The 17,663-nt window shown below is 32.7% G+C and carries 16 protein-coding genes; 10 read left to right on the forward strand and 6 right to left on the reverse strand.

What is annotated here, in order from left to right:
- Positions 1-8 precede the first annotated feature (8 nt).
- From V6246_RS12255 to V6246_RS12295, 9 genes are all read left to right on the forward strand, one after another.
- Positions 9-626, forward strand: coding sequence for a toxin-antitoxin system YwqK family antitoxin (locus tag V6246_RS12255; RefSeq protein WP_341560773.1), 618 nt, complete (start codon positions 9-11; stop codon positions 624-626).
- Between the two features lie 4 nt (positions 627-630).
- A complete protein-coding gene (locus V6246_RS12260) occupies positions 631-1,299 on the forward strand; it encodes an SCO family protein (RefSeq protein ID WP_341560774.1) in 669 nt (222 codons plus the stop codon).
- Positions 1,300-1,413: 114 nt separating this feature from the next.
- Complete coding sequence (locus V6246_RS12265) at positions 1,414-2,478, forward strand: sialidase family protein (protein WP_341560775.1); 1,065 nt, start codon at positions 1,414-1,416, stop codon at positions 2,476-2,478.
- Between the two features lie 346 nt (positions 2,479-2,824).
- Positions 2,825-3,673 (forward strand): hypothetical protein, encoded by an 849-nt coding sequence (locus tag V6246_RS12270; protein WP_341560776.1) that lies wholly within the window; start codon positions 2,825-2,827, stop codon positions 3,671-3,673.
- 41 nt (positions 3,674-3,714) lie between these two features.
- On the forward strand, positions 3,715-4,779 hold the full coding sequence (locus V6246_RS12275; RefSeq protein WP_042495808.1) for a substrate-binding domain-containing protein: 1,065 nt from the start codon (positions 3,715-3,717) through the stop codon (positions 4,777-4,779).
- 19 nt (positions 4,780-4,798) lie between these two features.
- Positions 4,799-6,322 (forward strand): sugar ABC transporter ATP-binding protein, encoded by a 1,524-nt coding sequence (locus tag V6246_RS12280; RefSeq protein WP_042505835.1) that lies wholly within the window; start codon positions 4,799-4,801, stop codon positions 6,320-6,322.
- Positions 6,323-6,348: 26 nt separating this feature from the next.
- A complete protein-coding gene (locus tag V6246_RS12285; protein WP_074937873.1) occupies positions 6,349-7,317 on the forward strand; it encodes an ABC transporter permease in 969 nt (322 codons plus the stop codon).
- A gap of 22 nt (positions 7,318-7,339) precedes the next feature.
- Entirely contained in the window at positions 7,340-8,836 is a 1,497-nt protein-coding gene (locus tag V6246_RS12290; protein WP_341560777.1) for a mannitol dehydrogenase family protein, read from the forward strand.
- A gap of 1 nt (position 8,837) precedes the next feature.
- Positions 8,838-9,719: a carbohydrate kinase family protein gene (locus tag V6246_RS12295; protein ID WP_341560778.1), complete on the forward strand. Its 882-nt coding sequence runs from the start codon at positions 8,838-8,840 to the stop codon at positions 9,717-9,719.
- 73 nt (positions 9,720-9,792) lie between these two features.
- Here V6246_RS12295 and V6246_RS12300 read toward each other — a convergent pair whose 3' ends face one another.
- Positions 9,793-11,262 (reverse strand): mannitol dehydrogenase family protein, encoded by a 1,470-nt coding sequence (locus V6246_RS12300; RefSeq protein ID WP_341560779.1) that lies wholly within the window; start codon positions 11,260-11,262, stop codon positions 9,793-9,795.
- Between the two features lie 174 nt (positions 11,263-11,436).
- Between V6246_RS12300 and V6246_RS12305 the strand changes: the two genes are divergently transcribed.
- Complete coding sequence (locus V6246_RS12305) at positions 11,437-12,162, forward strand: NUDIX hydrolase (protein WP_341560780.1); 726 nt, start codon at positions 11,437-11,439, stop codon at positions 12,160-12,162.
- A gap of 9 nt (positions 12,163-12,171) precedes the next feature.
- Here the strand turns inward: V6246_RS12305 and V6246_RS12310 are convergent, their stop codons facing one another.
- From V6246_RS12310 to V6246_RS12330, 5 genes are all read right to left on the reverse strand, one after another.
- On the reverse strand, positions 12,172-12,621 hold the full coding sequence (locus V6246_RS12310) for a Spy/CpxP family protein refolding chaperone (RefSeq protein WP_341560781.1): 450 nt from the start codon (positions 12,619-12,621) through the stop codon (positions 12,172-12,174).
- Between the two features lie 6 nt (positions 12,622-12,627).
- Positions 12,628-13,125, reverse strand: a complete 498-nt coding sequence (locus V6246_RS12315; RefSeq protein ID WP_341560782.1) for a hypothetical protein — start codon at positions 13,123-13,125, stop codon at positions 12,628-12,630.
- A 33-nt stretch (positions 13,126-13,158) separates the two neighbouring features.
- Positions 13,159-13,701 carry an RNA polymerase sigma factor gene (locus V6246_RS12320; protein WP_341560783.1) on the reverse strand — a complete coding sequence of 181 codons (543 nt, stop codon included), beginning with the start codon at positions 13,699-13,701 and terminating at the stop codon, positions 13,159-13,161.
- Between the two features lie 298 nt (positions 13,702-13,999).
- Positions 14,000-15,829, reverse strand: coding sequence for an ABC transporter ATP-binding protein (locus V6246_RS12325; RefSeq protein ID WP_341560784.1), 1,830 nt, complete (start codon positions 15,827-15,829; stop codon positions 14,000-14,002).
- A 38-nt stretch (positions 15,830-15,867) separates the two neighbouring features.
- Positions 15,868-17,598: a phospho-sugar mutase gene (locus V6246_RS12330; RefSeq protein ID WP_341560785.1), complete on the reverse strand. Its 1,731-nt coding sequence runs from the start codon at positions 17,596-17,598 to the stop codon at positions 15,868-15,870.
- Positions 17,599-17,663 lie beyond the last annotated feature (65 nt).

Raw genomic sequence — 17,663 nt, forward strand, 5'->3', positions numbered from 1 at the left:
AAAAAAATATGAAACCAATTCTTTTTTTTATGCTTATTACTTTATCAATCACGAGTTGTGAAAAAGGTATATCTAGCAAAACTGCTAATACCTCTGCTGTTGAAAATGAGTTAATCGTTATTGATAGTGTTGAAGTTTTAAAAGAAGAATTGGTTCTTAATGGAAATAAAGGTATCTGGTATTATAAAGATCAACCTTATAATGGTTTTTCATTAAAGTACTACCCAAATGGGATTTTAGAAGAAAAATGGGGTTTTTACAATGGTAAAAGAGAAGGTGTTGCAAAACGTTGGACTAGAAACGAAAAGCTTCAATTAGAATCTTATTATAAAAATAATCGGTTAGTAGGTAGTTATAAAACTTGGTGGGAAAATGGCCTTTTGTCAGGTGAAACTTATTATGAAAACGGCGTAAAGCAAGGTGTTGAAAGAAAATGGTTTTCAGATGGACAATTAAATAAATTAAGAAATTTTGTTGATGGAAAAGAACATGGCTTTCAAAAAGCTTGGTTGGCTAATGGCAAAATGTATGTTAATTATGAAGCCAAAAATGGTCGTGTTTTCGGTATGAGAAGAGCAACATCATGTGTTAGGTTAGAAGATGAAGTAATTATCAGGAAAAAATAATGTTATGAAATATCTATTTATTGTAGTGTTACTAATTTTTACAGGCTGTAAGAATGAAGTTAAAAAAGAAAATATTAAAGTTGTTGAAAATAGTAGAGTAGATTATTTGCCGTATTACAACGATGAATCTTTTACGCCACATTGGTTAACGCCAAATACAGAAGAAGAAAAAACATTTCATAAAATTCCAGATTTTTCATTAACAAATCAATCAGGAGAAACAGTTACTCAAGATACTTTTGAGGATAAAATTTATGTAACCGATTTCTTTTTTACAACCTGCCCGGGTATTTGTCCAAAAATGACGGGTAATATGTCGAAAATTCAAGAAGAATTTAAAAACGATCAGGATGTTTTATTGTTATCGCATTCCGTAATGCCAAGTACAGATTCTGTTAGTGTTTTGCGTGCATATGCCAATAAAAATGATGTTATAGATAATAAATGGCATTTAGTAACAGGTAGTAGAGATGAAATTTATACCCTCGGAAGAGAGCAATATTTTGTTGAAAGTGATTTAGGAGAAGTAAAAAGTATTGATGATTTTTTACACACCGAAAATTTCTTGTTAATTGATAAAAATAAACATATTAGAGGAATTTATAATGGTTTAAATAGAGCATCCATGGCTCAATTAATTACCGATGTTAAAGCTTTAAAACAGGAAATATAAATATAACTATTTGATTAGGTCAATATTAATAGTAGGTTAAATTTTGTTTAATAGCTCTAAAGGCTCCATGCGTAAAAGCTGGAGCTTTTTTAATTTTTGACTAAATTTGTGTTTATGAAAAATATGGGTTTTATTGTTTTAGTGTTATTTAGTTTATTGTCTTGTGGAAACCATTATCAGTTACCAGAAAAACATATTAATACTGTTGATGTTAAGCATTTGTTAGAAGATTCACTTTTAAACGTTAGAGCGTTAGAAATTGTTAAGGAGAATAATGGGGTTTTCTTTTTAACTTCAAACGGAAAAGCAGGACATATTTATAATAGTGATACTGATAAAAGATTAAATATTCTTTATCCTATCGCTATGGTGTCAGATTCTGTTAAAAACAATTTTAGATCGTTGGCTATAACTTCAAAAAATGGTTTCGGATTATCTATTGAGAGTCCGGCGAGATTATATAAAATTAAAAACGACGAGAAGCAGCTCGTTTATCAAGAAAAACATCCAAAAGCATTTTACGATGCTCTAGATTTTTGGAACGATCAAGAAGGTATTGCTATTGGCGATCCTACCGAGGCCTGTTTAAGTATTATAATTACCAGAGACGGAGGAAATAGTTGGTCTAAAATTCCATGCGAAAATTTGCCAAAAGCTAAAGAAGGTGAGGCTGCTTTTGCTGCCAGTGATACCAACATTTCTATTGTAGGTAAGCATACTTGGGTTGCAACAGGAGGAAAGTCGAGTAGAATATTGTATTCTCCGGATAAAGGAGAAACATGGCAAGCTTTTGAAACTCCTATTATACAAGGCACAGAAACTACGGGAATGTACTCAATAGATTTTTATGATGCCCAGCATGGTTTTGCTATTGGTGGCGATTACACGAAGCCTGAAGCTAATGTTGCTAATAAAATTAGAACGTCCGATGGTGGTAAAACATGGCGGGTTGTTGCTAGTGGGGCAAACCCAGGATATCGTAGTTGTGTGCAATATGTTCCCGAATCTAAAGGGGAAAAGTTGGTTGCAGTAGGTTTTAATGGTATCGATGTTTCTAATGATGCCGGTGAGACTTGGAAACATGTTAGTGATGATAGTTTTTATACTATACGCTTTGTTAACGATTCAATCGCTTATGCTGCTGGAGCAGGAAAAGTGTCTAAACTTCATTTTAAATAGTAGATTCTCTTCATTCTAAAATTTCAATTGTAGGAAAAATAATATTTTTTATTTACCTTGTGGATTGTCAAGTCTTATGAATTTTACCTCAATTATTTAGAATTTAGTAAAATTCTAGTATTTTTTTTAAATTTTTCTTATTTTATTTATAAGCGTTAAAAATACGTTAAACCTCTTATTAGTAAAGGGTTTTGGTTTTTTTTAACATGAAAATTGCACTGTAATCATCTGTTTTGTAGTGTATTGTTTTATTTTTTATTTGGAAATATTAAATATAATTATATATATTTGAAAAAATAAACGTCCAAAGTACGTTATTAAAAAAACTAAACTAAATACTGAAATTATGAAACTACCACTTCAAAGAATTAGTAACCATTCTAATTTATCTTCTATTAAGGCTATTTTACTAGCTGTGCTTTTTTTAGGTTTTAACTCTGTACAGGGACAAGACGATTTAGTAAACGATGATTATAAAGCTTTTACAGCTGGAGCTCATTTAAAAAACATGCACTTATGGCATGGGTTTGTTGTGCATCCAGGTGCTATGCTTGCTACTAATTTAGAGTTTAATTCAAGAGATGCTAAATTCACTTTTGGTGTTTGGGGCGGTGCGAGTTTAACAACAGTAGATGTTACTAATAAAATTACAGGTGAAAATGTTGGTGCTCACTATCAAGAATTTTCTATTTATACTAAATATCGTTTTTCTGATAAGTTCTTTATCGAAGCGGTTACTCACAATAACTACACAGGTGTAGAAGAGCGTGGTGATGTATTGCATTACTGGAGTTATGATAAAACACAAGGGTACAACTTTGTAGATCTTAACTTTGGTTACAATGTTACTCCAAACACGTTATTATACTTTGCTACCATTCTTGGTGGTGGTTCTGGAGACTATGAAGTGCAAACTGATGGTTCTTTAGAAGACTCTTGGACGCATTACTTTGAGGTGAGTAGTAAGGTTTGGGAAAAGGGAGATTCTAGCTTATCACTTTTCGCAGGAGGCGCATGGTCTTTTGTAACAGATAAAACTTTTTATACCGAAGGTGCTGGTAATTTAATAAACGTAGGGGCAACCTTCAATAAAAATGTTAAATTAGGTACTTATAATTTACCAATTGGAGTAACCGCTATGTGGAATCCAGAAAAAGAGAAAACGGTACTTCAAGTAGATTTTACAATATTTTAATAACCAATAACTAAACAAAATAATTCTTTAAAACGTTCATTATGAAAACAAAAAACAAAACTTCGGTTCTAAAGCAATGTTTAAAGCCATTAATGGTGCTTGCATTAATATTTAATTTATCTAGTTGTGTAGAGCAAACAGGTTCTACAAGTGCCACTGTAAATTCTGCAGAAGATACAGGTGTTACTGTAGCAAGTAATGTAGATTTAACAGGAATGAAAATAGGGTATTGTACACCATCTTTAAATGCACCTTATTATCAAGCGCTATTGCAAAGTATAAAAGCTAATACAGAAAAAAACGGTATGGTGTTTCTATCTGCAGATGGTCAAGATGATATTAACAAACAAGTTGCAGCTGTTGAAGATTTAATTACTAAAGGTGTTGACGCTTTATTGTTAAACCCAAAAGATCCTGATGCTTTAGTAGGTGTTACAAGAGCAGCAAAAGCTGCAGGTATTCCTGTATTTATTATTGATAGTTCTATAAATCCTTCTGCTGATTATGTTACAACTATACAATCTAACAATTTAGCAAACGGAGAATTAGCGGGTGAGTGGTTAGTTAAAAAAATGGGAAACAAAACAATGAATATTGCTTTATTAAGTGGTAACGCTGGTAACCCTGTTGGAAGAACTCGCAAGCAAGGTTTATTGCAAGGTATTACAGAAGAGCAATTAAGAACGCAAGGTAAAATAGATTTAAATGTAAAAACGCAAGCTTATACAGAGTGGTCTTACGCTGGTGGTTTAAAAGCGATGGAAGATATTTTAGTAGCGCACCCAGATATTAATGTAGTAATTACAGAATCTGATGTTTGTGTATTAGGAGCTATTAAAGCAATTGCTCAAGCTGGTAAAACAGACGATATTTTAATTGTTGCTGGTGCAGACGGACAAAAAGAAGCTATTAAGTATATTATGGATACCGATTTTTATGGTTGTACAGCAATGAATAGCCCAGTGCAAATTGGTAAAAATGCTGTTCAATATGCTATTGAGTACATCAACGGAAAAAGAGATTTCCAAAAAACATCATTCACAGCGCCATTATTAATTACTAAAGAAAACGCTGCTAAGTACTACGATCCAAAAGCATTATTTTAATCTTTTAAAATTTATTGATATGCATAATTCAGATAATGAATACCGTCTTGAAATGACCGGAATATCAAAAAGTTTTGGTGTTGTTTCAGTGCTAGAAAATGTAAACTTAAAAGTAAAGCCTGGGGAGATCCACGCTTTACTTGGCGAAAATGGTGCGGGTAAATCTACTTTGGTTAAAATCCTTAGTGGTGTGCATCAAAAAGATTCTGGAAAAGTAATTTTAGATGGTGAAGAAATTAGTCCGAAAAACACTCACGACGGGCAGGTTTTAGGTATTAGTGTTGTGTATCAAGAATTATCTTTAGTGAACGATTTATCGGTAGCCGAAAATATTTATCTGCACAAACTTGGTGCAAGTAAATTTTGGATGAACTGGAAACAAATTACTAAAGATGCTCAAGAATTAATAGATTCCTTAGGGTTTGATATTGATGCATCTGCAACCGTAAGAAACTTAAGTATTGTACAAAAGCAAGTGGTTGAAATTGCCAAAGCACTTTCTGAAGATACTAAAGTTTTGGTGCTAGATGAACCGACTACAGTTTTCGATCCAACGGATACTAAAAAATTATTCGATAACCTTTTTAAGCTTAGAGACAAGGGGATTTCTATTATTTACATTTCGCATCATTTAGATGAGATTTTTAAAATAGCAGATTCTGTTACCGTACTTAGAGATGGTGTAGATACAGGAAGTATGGCTGTTAAAGATACAAATACCGATGGCGTAATTCGTTTAATGATTGGTAGAGAGTTGAAAGATTTATACCCAACACGTGATGTGAAAATAGGAGACGTTCCTGTATTTGAAGTTAAAAACTTAACAGCAAAAGATACTTTAGTTCACGATGTGTCATTTTCGGTACGTCCTGGTGAAGTGCTTGGAATTGCAGGTTTAGGAGGAAGCGGAAGAACGGAAACCGCAAAACTTATTTTTGGAGCTCACAAGAAAAAATCGGGAACTTTAATTTTAAACGGAAAAGAAATAAAAACAAATTCACCAGTATGTGCTGTTGGACACCAAATTGGTTTTGTTTCAGAAGATAGAAAAGAAGACGGTGTGTTTTTGCCATTGTCCATTAGACGAAATATTAGTGTAACCAATTTTGCAGGTATTTCAGGAAAGCTAGGCTTTATTAATGTGGACGATGAGTATAAAAATGTGTTAGGTTTAATTGAAAAATTAAATATAAAAACTCCAAGTTCAGAGGTCGATGTTAAAAACCTAAGTGGTGGAAACCAACAAAAGGTAGCTTTAGCAAAATGGTTAAGTATAGACAGTAAAGTTATTTTTATTGACGAGCCTACACGTGGCGTTGATGTTGGGGCGAAAATTGAAATTTATAACCTTATTAATGAAGTTGCTAAAAAAGGCGTTGGAGTTGTAGTAATCTCTTCTGATATGCCTGAAATTATGGGAATAGCAGATCGTATTTTAGTGATGCACGAAGGTACATTCTACGGAGAATTAACCAAAGAAGAATTTTCCGAAGAAAACATTTTACGCTACTCTATTGGCGAAAAACTTAAACAAGTAGTCTAACAAAACTATAACAAAAAACAAAAATCATGGCATTAACAATAAAACAACAACTTAGTAGCCCTGGCGGTATACTTAAGTTTCTCGTAAAACATAATACAATTTTCATTTTCATATTGCTGGTTGTTTTTTCAGCATTAATTTCTGATGTATTTTTTACATCAACAAATCTTTCAAATTTATTAAAACAAGTTTCGGGTATAGGTATTATTAGTATCGGTATGTTGCTTGTTATTTTAACCGGAGGAATCGATTTATCTGTGGGGTCTATGGTCGCTTTACTGGCGGTTACCTTTGCAATTCTAGTTAATATTGTGGTGCTACCATTGGCAATTGTACTAACTATTGTTATTGGTTTTGCCTTAGGAAGTATTGCCGGATATTTGGTCGCATTTCAAAAAATGGCGCCCTTTGTCGCCACTTTAGCTTTAATGACGATTGCTAGAGGATTAGGGTTTATCTATTCTAAAGGATCTCCAATTACTTTCAAAACTCCAGGAGGAGAGTTTATGTCTAACTTTGCAAATAATTCTACATTAGGTATTCCAAATATTGCCATTGTATTCTTTTTAATTGTGATTTTAGCAATGGTTATGTTGCGTTACAACGTGTTTGGACGATTAATAATTGCCATAGGAAGTAATGAAGAAGCATCTCGTTTATCTGGTATAAAAGTTAATAAATACAAGTTTTTAGTCTATGCTATCTCTGGAGCTTTAGCAGCAACTGCTGCTGTAATTGTAGCTTCAAGAACCAACTTAGGTTCGCCTAACATGGGTATGGCTTGGGAGTTAGATGCTATTGCTGCCGTTGTAATTGGTGGTGCAAGTTTAAATGGCGGAAAAGGTACCGCGATAAATACCTTAATGGGTGTGCTAATTTTAGGTTTAATAGGAAATATTCTAAACCTTTTAAATGTACCGTCTTATCCGCAGCAAGTTGTAAAAGGAGCTATCATCATTTTTGCTGTATTACTTCAACGTTTCGATAGCAAATAATATCATATAATACTTAGAAAATATGACAAGTTATAAATTAAATAACCAGAACCTATCAAGGTTTGAGGGCGAGGTTTCTATTCCTAAATATAACAGGAATAACGTTAAAACTGGAATTGTACATGTTGGCATTGGTGGGTTTCATAGGTCGCATGAGGCGTTTTATACCGATCAATTATTACATGATGAATCGAATGCAGATTGGGGTATTTGTGGTGTAGCATTGTTAGATTTTGATGCTAAAATATATAATACTTTAAAGGAGCAAGACGGCTTGTATACTCTAGTTGTAAAAGAACTAGATGGTACACTTACAAAGCGTGTAATTGGTTCTATTGTTGAGGTATTGTATGCACCAGAAGACCCTAAAAAAGTGATTGAAAAAATGGCTAGCCCAGATGTAAAAATTATTAGTTTAACAATTACAGAAGGTGGCTATAACTATAATGAAGCAACAGGTGAATTCAATTTTGAAAACCCTTTAGTGCAACATGATATAGCTAATGCTGAAGCTCCAAAAACTATTTTTGGTTACCTAACGCAGGCGCTTAAATTAAGAAAAGAACGTGGTTTAAAAGGTTGTACTATTCAATCGTGTGATAATATACAAGGTAATGGGCACATGACTAAAAAGATGCTTTTAAGTTATGTAGGCGTTGCTGAACCTGCATTGGTTTCTTGGGTAGAAGAGCATGTATCTTTCCCGAATGCTATGGTAGATAGAATTACGCCAGCAACAAGTCCTTCGGATATTTCAAGTTTAAAAGAAACTTCTGGTATTGATGATGCTTGGCCAGTTGTTTGCGAACCTTTTAAACAATGGGTTATAGAAGATTATTTTTCTGCAGGAAGACCAACCTGGGAAAATGTAGGCGCTCAATTTGTACCAAATGTAGAGCCTTACGAGAAAATGAAACTTCAGTTATTAAATGCTGGGCATTCTGTGTTGGGGATTTTAGGTGCTTTAATTGGGTATGATACTATAGATGAAGCGGCTAATAATCCTGGGATAAATGCATTTTTAAGAGCTTATATGGGTAGAGAAGTTGCATCAATTTTAAGTGACCTTAAAGGTGTAGATTTAGAAAGTTACGAAGTATCTTTACTACAACGTTTCGGTAATGTTTATATTAAGGATCAAATTGATAGAATTTGTTCAGAAACTTCGGCTAAATTCCCAATATTTATTTTGCCAACTATAAACGCGCAGTTAAAATTAGATGGCCATATTGAGCATGCGGCTCTAGTAACTGCAGCATGGGCTATTTATAGTTTAGGTAATGATGAGAATGGAAAGGCTTTAAACGTTAAAGATGTTATGGCATCTGTTTTAAATGAAAAGGCAAAGGAGTCTAAGAATTGTCCAACTACGTTTTTAGAAATTGAATCTATTTTCGGGAAATTAAAAGATTCTAAACCTTTTACAGAAGCTTATACTAGTGCTTATAAAGATATCGTGAAACACGGTATTGAAAAATGTGTTTTAGAAATGAATATTAATCGTGTAAATTTTATATAAAATGGCAAATATCACAAGTTTTGGAGAAGTCTTGTGGGATGTTTTTCCAACCATGAAAAAAATTGGAGGCGCTCCATTAAATGTTGCCGTTAGGTTGCAATCTTTTGGAAATAATGTCTCTATGATTAGTCGTATTGGTGAAGATGAAAATGGCGAGGAGATCGTTAAATTCATTAAATCAAAAGGCGTAAATGTTGATGGTGTTCAGGTAGATTCAACTCACAAAACAGGAAAAGTAAAAGTAATATTAGATGAAACAGGTTCTGCTTCTTACGATATTATGTTTCCTCGAGCTTGGGATAAAATAGAACTTAACGACCAGGTGAAAGCAATAGTTTCTAATGGTGATGCCTTTGTGTTTGGAAGTTTAATTGCTAGAGATGATGTTTCTAGAGAAACGCTTTATGCACTTTTAAAATTGGCAAAATATAAAATATTTGATGTTAATTTAAGACAGCCATATTATACTGCCGAGGTGCTTAAGTATTTAATGAGTCAGGCTGATTTTGTAAAGTTTAACGACGATGAAATTTTAGAAATAGCAAGCGATTTGGGTTTAAAGTCTAATGTTTTAGAAGATGCTATTGAGTTTATGGCTAAAGAAACTCAGGCAAAAACTATTTGTGTTACTAAAGGCGGTAAAGGCGCTATTTTATATTTAGATAATACCTTTTACTATAACGATGGTTATAAGGTAACGGTTGTAGATACAGTTGGTGCTGGCGACTCGTTTTTAGCTTCAATTATTACACAATTATTAAATAAAACAGCACCGCAAGATGCTTTAAACTTTGCTTGTGCCGTTGGTGCCATTGTAGCAAGTAGCGAAGGTGCAAATCCAGAAATTAAGCAAACAGATATAGAACGAATGATTAGCGGTTAAGAATTTGTTTTTTGTTAATAGTGCTTGAGAAGCTTTATGAATTTGGTCATAAAGCTTTTCTCGTTTTATAGTGTTAAATTAAATTAGCATTGAAGTTTATAATGCTTTCTTTAATGTTGTGTGTTCTTAGATAGCTTAAATATTTAAAATACTTTTCCGTGAAAACGGTGTGTGTACTTAAGTCTTTAAAAATCGATTTTATTTCTAAAAACTTAATAGGGTTTTGCTGCGATAGTGCGGCCATCCTAATTAAGGTATTACTTATAGAATCGTTTATATTATAAGGGTTGCCTTGGTCGTCAATACCATCATTGTATTTACACCAAGCTGCAATTACAAAAGCTATGTGGTTAAAATGTTTTGTTTCTTCTGAAAGCTGAATATTTAGTGTTGATAAAATGAAAATTGGAATTTTAGCCGAACTTTCACTACAAATCCTAGACAGACTATCATTTATGTTTGGGTTTTTAAACCTTGAAATTAGTGTCGTTTTATATTCTTCTATAGTTTTGTTTTTGGCATCAACCAAAGTTGGTGTTACTTCAAGGTCCATAAAAGTTTCAAGGAATAAAATAAAATCGTCGTCATTGGCAGCTTCTTGTACGGTTTTGTAACCATGCAGTGTACCTAGAACACCTAAAATACTATGGCCGGCATTTAAAAGCTGCAATTTCATGTTTTGGTATGGTGCAATATTTTTTACAAATTGAACACCTACTTGTTCCCAATTTGGCTTTTGTTTATAGAAGTTGTCTTCTATAATCCATTCTGTAAAAGATTCGCAAACTACAGGCCATTGGTCTTCTATTAAATAATCTTTTTTTAAGGCATCTACATCTTTGTGCTGGGTAACAGGTGTAATTCTATCAACCATTGTGTTAGGGAAGGTTGTGTTGCTTTTTAGCCAAGGTAATAAGTCGGGTTCATTCTTACTTACGTAATTTAAAAACGACAGTTTCATGGTGTCGCCATTATTCTTAATGTTGTCGCAAGATAAAATGGTACAGCCAGATAATCCACGAAGTTTTCTAAGTTTAAAAGCTTGCGTTAAGTAACCAAAAACAGTTTTTGGGTTAAATGGATTTACAACTTCTTCGGCTACAGCAGGATGTTTTTGATTGAATTCACCGGTAATTTCATTTAAGTGATAACCATCTTCTGCAATAGTTAAGGAAATAATTTTAATATCAGGGTTTGCCAAGCGTTCAATAACCGCCATAGGGTTTTCTGGTCCAAAAAAATATTCTACAATAGAACCAATTATTTTAGGTTTATGTACGCTAGTGGCGTCTTTAGTTATTAGGGTGTAAAGCCCGTCTTGATCTTTTAAAACATTAAAAGTTTTTCTATCGGAATCTAATAAATCTATACCACAAATACCGTAACTTAATTCATGATGCTTTTCAATTAAATTGTGCATGTAATACGCTTGGTGAGAGCGATGGAAATTGCTCACGCCAATATGTGCAATACTTGTTTTAACTTGGTCGCGATCAAACAGAGGGGTAGAAGCGTTTTCTTTTATCGCTTCTATATTTTCCATGTTTAAATATAAAGAATTGGGCATTTTATTTTTGTATTGTGTGGGTGTTTAAATTCTTTTTAAATTTACATAAAAAAATATTGATTTGCATTGAAAATTTGCGGTTTCATTGTATATTAGAGAATATAAAAATGTTTTATTAATTTTTTTATAGATGAATTTTTAAGTTGAAAAATGGATTTTAGGAAGCGAGATAATGTATCGGTAGATTGTGTGATTTTTGGATTAAATGATTCGGGTTTAAACGTTTTATTACGAAAACGAACCTTGAATATGTTTGATGCAAATTACCCAGTTATTGACGATTGGATGATTACCGGTGGACGTGTTTTTATTAGTAAAACCTTAGAGGAATCTGCCAATGTAATTTTTGAAGGTATTACGGGGTATAATGAATTTAACAGAACCCAATTTAGAACCTACGGAAATCCAACCCGTTTAAAATCTGATAAAGATTTACTTTGGGTGCGTAGCCATGGTGTAAAAACCCAATCTATGACGATTGCTTATTATTTTGCACAACCTATAGAAAGCATTATTGTTGATGAAGATGAGTTTAAGTGGTTCTCTATCGATGCGTTGCCGGAGTTGGGCTTCGATCACAGTAAAATTATTAAAGATGCGCACGAGGATTTAAAACAGAAAATTATGGTAGAGCCTATAATATTCGATTTAATGCCTAATAAATTCACTTTAAATGAATTGCAATTTGCTTTCGAGTCGGTTTTAGAAATAGAACTCGATAACCGAAACTTTAGAAAGAAAGTATTGAAGAAAATATATATTGTTCCTTTAAATGAAACTAAAAAAGGAACGGCTAAAAAACCATCTAAATTGTATGTTTTTAGCCGTGATGTTTATGATAAAGTCTCGGAAAAAGACTTTATTGTTAATGTGTAATCTTTAATATTATTCCGTCTTTCCTTCGCGTTTACGCTTCTTGTATTCGTCAAATAATTTGCGGTTAAAATCATCTTCTGTAGCTTTTAGTAAAATTATCTTTTTTGGAGAAATAATTTTCTTCAAGTTAACAATAAGGTTAACGCGCTCTTGGTGCAATGTGTTTTCGGCCTGTACAAATTTATTTAATAATTCTTCAGCTTTAGCATCAGTAAGCGTAGCGGCATTCTCTTTTATTTCTTTACGAATACCACGCATATCTTCATATTTACATTTTCTCGATTTTTCATCGTAGGCATTGTAAATAGGCCAAAATGCTTGCGCTTCTTTAGCTGTTAAGTCTAGTTTTTCCGTAATAAAAGATACTTTTAAAGCTTGTATGCGCTCTCGATCTTTATGTTGAGCAAATACACTTATGGTAAATAAGAGTACGAATAAGGTTGAAATATATGTTTTCATGTTTTGTTATTTTATAATTAAATCTTCCATAGAAGTGTTTTCTAGAAAATAGCCTTCCATAGCTTCGTCTGCAAATTCTAAAGAGTCAAAATCATCTTCAGATATATCGTCTACTAATAATATAGAGGCAATTTCATAAGAGCCTACGTTTTCATCTAAAATATAGTTCTCTACAGTTTCGGTGTCTAGACTGTCCCAGCTTGTTTCTTTTTCAAAAATTGAAAGATTGAATAATAATAGAACTGCGGCAGCAATACTTGAGAAATAAAGTAGATTCTTTTTGCTGAACAAAGGAATCACTTTGGTCGTTTCTTTTTCTGAAACTTTACTTAAAATACTGCTTTCTAGGGTGTCGAAATAACTATCGGGAGCTTTGAAGCCAGAATCACTCACGGTTTCATTTAGCTTAATTTCAGTCATTAAGCGATCTTCAAGATTATCGAAATAATCTTTGGGAGCTTTTAAGCCTGAATTAGTTACGTTATGTATTTTATTTGTTTTCATCTTATTATTAAGACTTGTATTTTTCTAAAAGGTTTAATCTTGAGTTAAAAAGGCTTCAATTTTTTTGACTGCCAAATGATACGATGCTTTTAAAGCACCTTCACTTGTTTCTAAAATTTCAGACATATCTTTATATTTAATGTCTTCAAAATATTTCATGTTAAAAACCAATTGTTGCTTTTCCGGAAGCGTTGCAATAGCTTGTTGTAATTTTAATTGAATAGCATCGCCTTCAAAATAAACATCGGAAGTTAAATTATTAATAGCTAAATCTTGTACTTCCTGGTTACTTGTCTGTAAACGTTTAGCATTTTTGTTTATAAACGTAATAGACTCGTTTGTAGCTATACGGTACATCCAGGAAAAAAGTTTACTATCACCTTTAAAATTACCTATGTTTTTATAGATTTTAATAAATGTGTTTTGCAAGACATCATCAGTATCATCATGCGATTTTACAATATTTCGAATATGCCAATACAAGCGCTCTTTATATAGGGTTATTAACTCTCTAAAGGCTGCTTCTTTATGGGTATCCGATTTTAATTGCTCAATGAGCTGTACTTCGTCCGTCACTAAAACTTCTTTATTTCTTAGACTTATAAATATACAAAAGGTTTAATCTGTTATGATATTTTTTTTGGAAAATAAAAAATGCTGGTTTTTCAAGGGTTTTAATCTTTTTTATCGTTTAAAGACATATAGTTTAGATTAAATGCAGATAATTTTTTGTTTGTAAGATTATTTACCTTAAATTTGCATCAGAAACCTGCTTAAGTTGTTAGATGCCCCAAATCTAGCATTAACCTACAAAAAAAGGATAGAAACCCCCAAGTCTCTATCCTTTTTATATTTTACAACATGTTTTTGAAGTTTATTCGAAACTTTGCATATCTACAAGTTTTTTATAAACCCCATTTTTATCAATAAGTTCTTGGTGTTTACCTTGCTCTACAATTTCGCCTTTGTTTAAAACAACAATTTGATCTGCATTTTGAATGGTTGAAAGTCTATGTGCAATAACTATAGAGGTTCTATTTTTCATCATGTTTTCTAGAGCAATTTGTACTAGGCGTTCGCTCTCTGTATCTAGGGCAGAAGTAGCTTCGTCTAGCACCATAATTGGAGGGCTTTTAAGTACGGCGCGAGCAATACTTAAACGTTGCTTTTGTCCGCCAGAAAGCTTGTTTCCTGCATCACCAATATTGGTTTCAATGCCTTTTGGTAAATCTTTTACAAATTCCCAGGCATTTGCAATTTTTAAGGCTTCAATAACCTCGTCGTCGGTAGCGTTTTGTTTACCTAGTTTTAGGTTGTTTTTTATGCTTTCGTTAAATAGAATAGCATCTTGTGTTACAATACCTAACTGCGCACGTAAAGCACTTGTTTTTAAATCACTAATGTTGATGCCGTCTATTAAGATCTCTCCTTTGTTTACATCGTAAAAACGAGTGATTAAGTTGGCAATTGTAGATTTACCACTACCAGATTGGCCTACTAAAGCAACGGTTTTTCCTTTAGGAATGGTTAATGAAAAATCTTTTAAAACATAATCATCTTGATATTTAAAGGAAATGTTTTTGAATTCAATTTCAGAATCGAAACTCGTTTTGTCGATAGCGCCTTCTTTATCTTTTAAAGGGTTAGGAGCTTCTACGATTTCCTGTATTCTTTCCGCAGCAGCGTTACCTTGTTTAATGTTATAAAGTCCTCTGGAAATTGCTTTTGCCGGAACTAAAATGTTATATGCTAATCCCATATATGCGATAAAAGAACTTCCGTCTAGTGTTTTGTCAACTAGAACTAGTTGTCCTCCGTACCATAAAAGTATAGAAATAACTAATATACCCAAGAATTCGCTAGCTGGTGATGCTAAGTTTTGTCGGTTAAGTAATTTGTTAGAAAAATTATAGAATTTACCTGTTGAATCAGAGAATTTTTCATAAAATCTATCTTCAGAATTAAAACCTTTAATGATACGAAGACCTGTTAATGTTTCTTCCAAAGTTGATAGTGTAATACCTTGCTCTTTTTGAACACGATCCGATTTTCGTTTTAAGCTTTTTCCTATTCTGGAAATAACCAAGCCAGAAAGCGGAATAAAAATAAACACAAAAACGGTTAAAGGCACACTTATTAGAAGCATCATAACAATAGTAAAAATAATTGTAAGTGGTTCGCGAACAATAAGCTCTAGTGCTGGTAGCATAGAGTATTGTAAAGTTGCTACATCGCCAGTTACACGTGTCATGATATCTCCTTTTTTTTGTTCAGAAAAATAAGAAAGAGGTAGCTCTACAGTTTTTTTATAGACAGTATTTCTGATATCTCTAACCACACCGTTTCTTAAAAATACCATGAAGTAATTGGCTAAATAGCCAAAGATATTTTTTAAAAGAAATAAGATTATAATTAAGCTAACTACAATAAGTAATGCTTTTTGCGGATCATTATCTGTGTGTAGGCTTACTTGGTAAGCTAAATAGTCTTTATAAAAATCTTTAAGACTAGATATGCCTTTATATACCGGTTCTACAATGGTTGCAGTGGGGTCTTTTTTTTCAAATAAAATATCTAGCATTGGTATTAATGCTATGAAAGAAAGTGCCCCAAATAACGCATAAAACACATTAGATATAATGTGTCCTATGGCGAAATTTTTATATGGTTTGGCATACCGAAGTATGTTATAAAAATGATTCATCTAAATTGATGCTTGTTTTATTTAAATTGTTCTGATCCTTAAATAAGGTTCATGCTTTTTAAGATGTCTTCAGCTTTAGCGTCTAATGAAGCTTCGGTTGTTTTGAAATCTTCAACAGCATTTAGCTCTGTGTTTACACTTACGTAGAACTTAATTTTTGGTTCAGTTCCACTTGGTCTTAATGCTACTTGACTTCCATCTTCAGTATAGTAAATTAGTACGTTAGATTTTGGAACATCTATTGTAGATTCTTCACCAGTAATCATGTTTTTTGAAATTGATAAATCGTAATCTTCAAATTTTACAACTTTAGAACCATTAACAACTTTAAGTGTGTTGTTACGAGCATCCGTCATCATTTGTTTGATTTCTTCAGCACCTTCAATACCTTTCTTAGTTAACGAGATTAATTTCTCTTTGTAAAAACCATGTTCTGTATATAATTGAAGTAATTCATTAAAGAAAGAACTTCCGTTAGATTTTGTGATAGCTGCAATTTCACAAGCTAATAGGGTAGAGGTTACGGCATCTTTATCGCGAACAAAATCGCCAACCATAAAACCAAAACTCTCTTCACCACCACCAATAAAATCTAATTCTGGAAAATCGTGAATTAATTTAGCTATCCATTTAAAACCGGTTAAAACAATTTTACTTTCTACACCGTAAGATGTAGCTAGTTTTGTTAGCATAGGTGTAGATACAATTGTAGATGCAATAAATTCTTTACCTTTAATTCTGTCTTCTTCTTTCCATTGTTTTAGTAAGAAATCCGTCATCATTAACATGGTCTGGTTTCCGTTTAGTAATTGTAATTCACCATCAGCATTTCTAACGGCTACGCCCAAACGATCACAATCTGGATCTGTACCAATAACGATATCTGCATTTACTTTATCGGCTAATTCTAAAGCCATTTTTAAAGCAGCAGGTTCTTCTGGGTTTGGAGATTTTACTGTTGGAAAATCACCATCTGGCACTTCTTGTTCTTTTACAATATGTACATTTTTGTATCCAGCACGTTTTAATGTTTCTGGAACTGCGGTAATTGATGTGCCGTGTAATGATGTAAATACAATAGTTAAATCGTCTTTAGCGGCTTGAGTTGCACCAACCGAACCGTTTTGAACCGATGCGTTGATAAAAACATCATCAACATCTTTACCTATATATTGAATTAAATCGTTGTTTGCCTCAAACTTAATATCAGCATAATCTAAATCGTTAATTAAGCCAATAACACCACCATCATGCGGAGGTACTAATTGTCCACCATCTTGCCAGTATACTTTGTAGCCATTATATTCTGGTGGATTGTGAGATGCTGTTAATACAATACCGCAGTGGCAGTTTAAATGTTTTACTGCGAAAGATAATTCTGGTGTAGCACGTAAATCTTCAAATAAATAAACTTGAATACCATTTGCAGAAAATACATCGGCCACTAATTTTGCTAAAGATTTACTGTTGTGTCTACAATCGTAAGCAATTACAGCTTTAGGTGTTTCATCTGGAAAAGATTTATGTAAATAATCGCTTAAACCTTGTGTGCTTTTACCTAAAGTATATTTGTTAATACGGTTTGTACCAACACCCATAATACCACGCATGCCACCTGTACCAAATTCTAAATCTTTATAAAAGCTTTCTTGTATATCTTTTGGATTGTTTGCAATACTATCTTTAATAGTTTTTTGCGTTTCTTCATCAAAAGCTGGTGTTAACCAGGCGTTTATTCTGTCTAAAATTTTTGGTTCAATGTGTATCATATATGTATAATTAGTTGTGTAACAAATGAAAACAAAAGTAAACAATTGTTAAAGAATAATTTTTA

The sequence above is a fragment of the Algibacter sp. TI.3.09 genome (assembly GCF_038154905.1).
Classification (GTDB): Bacteria; Bacteroidota; Bacteroidia; order Flavobacteriales; family Flavobacteriaceae; genus Algibacter.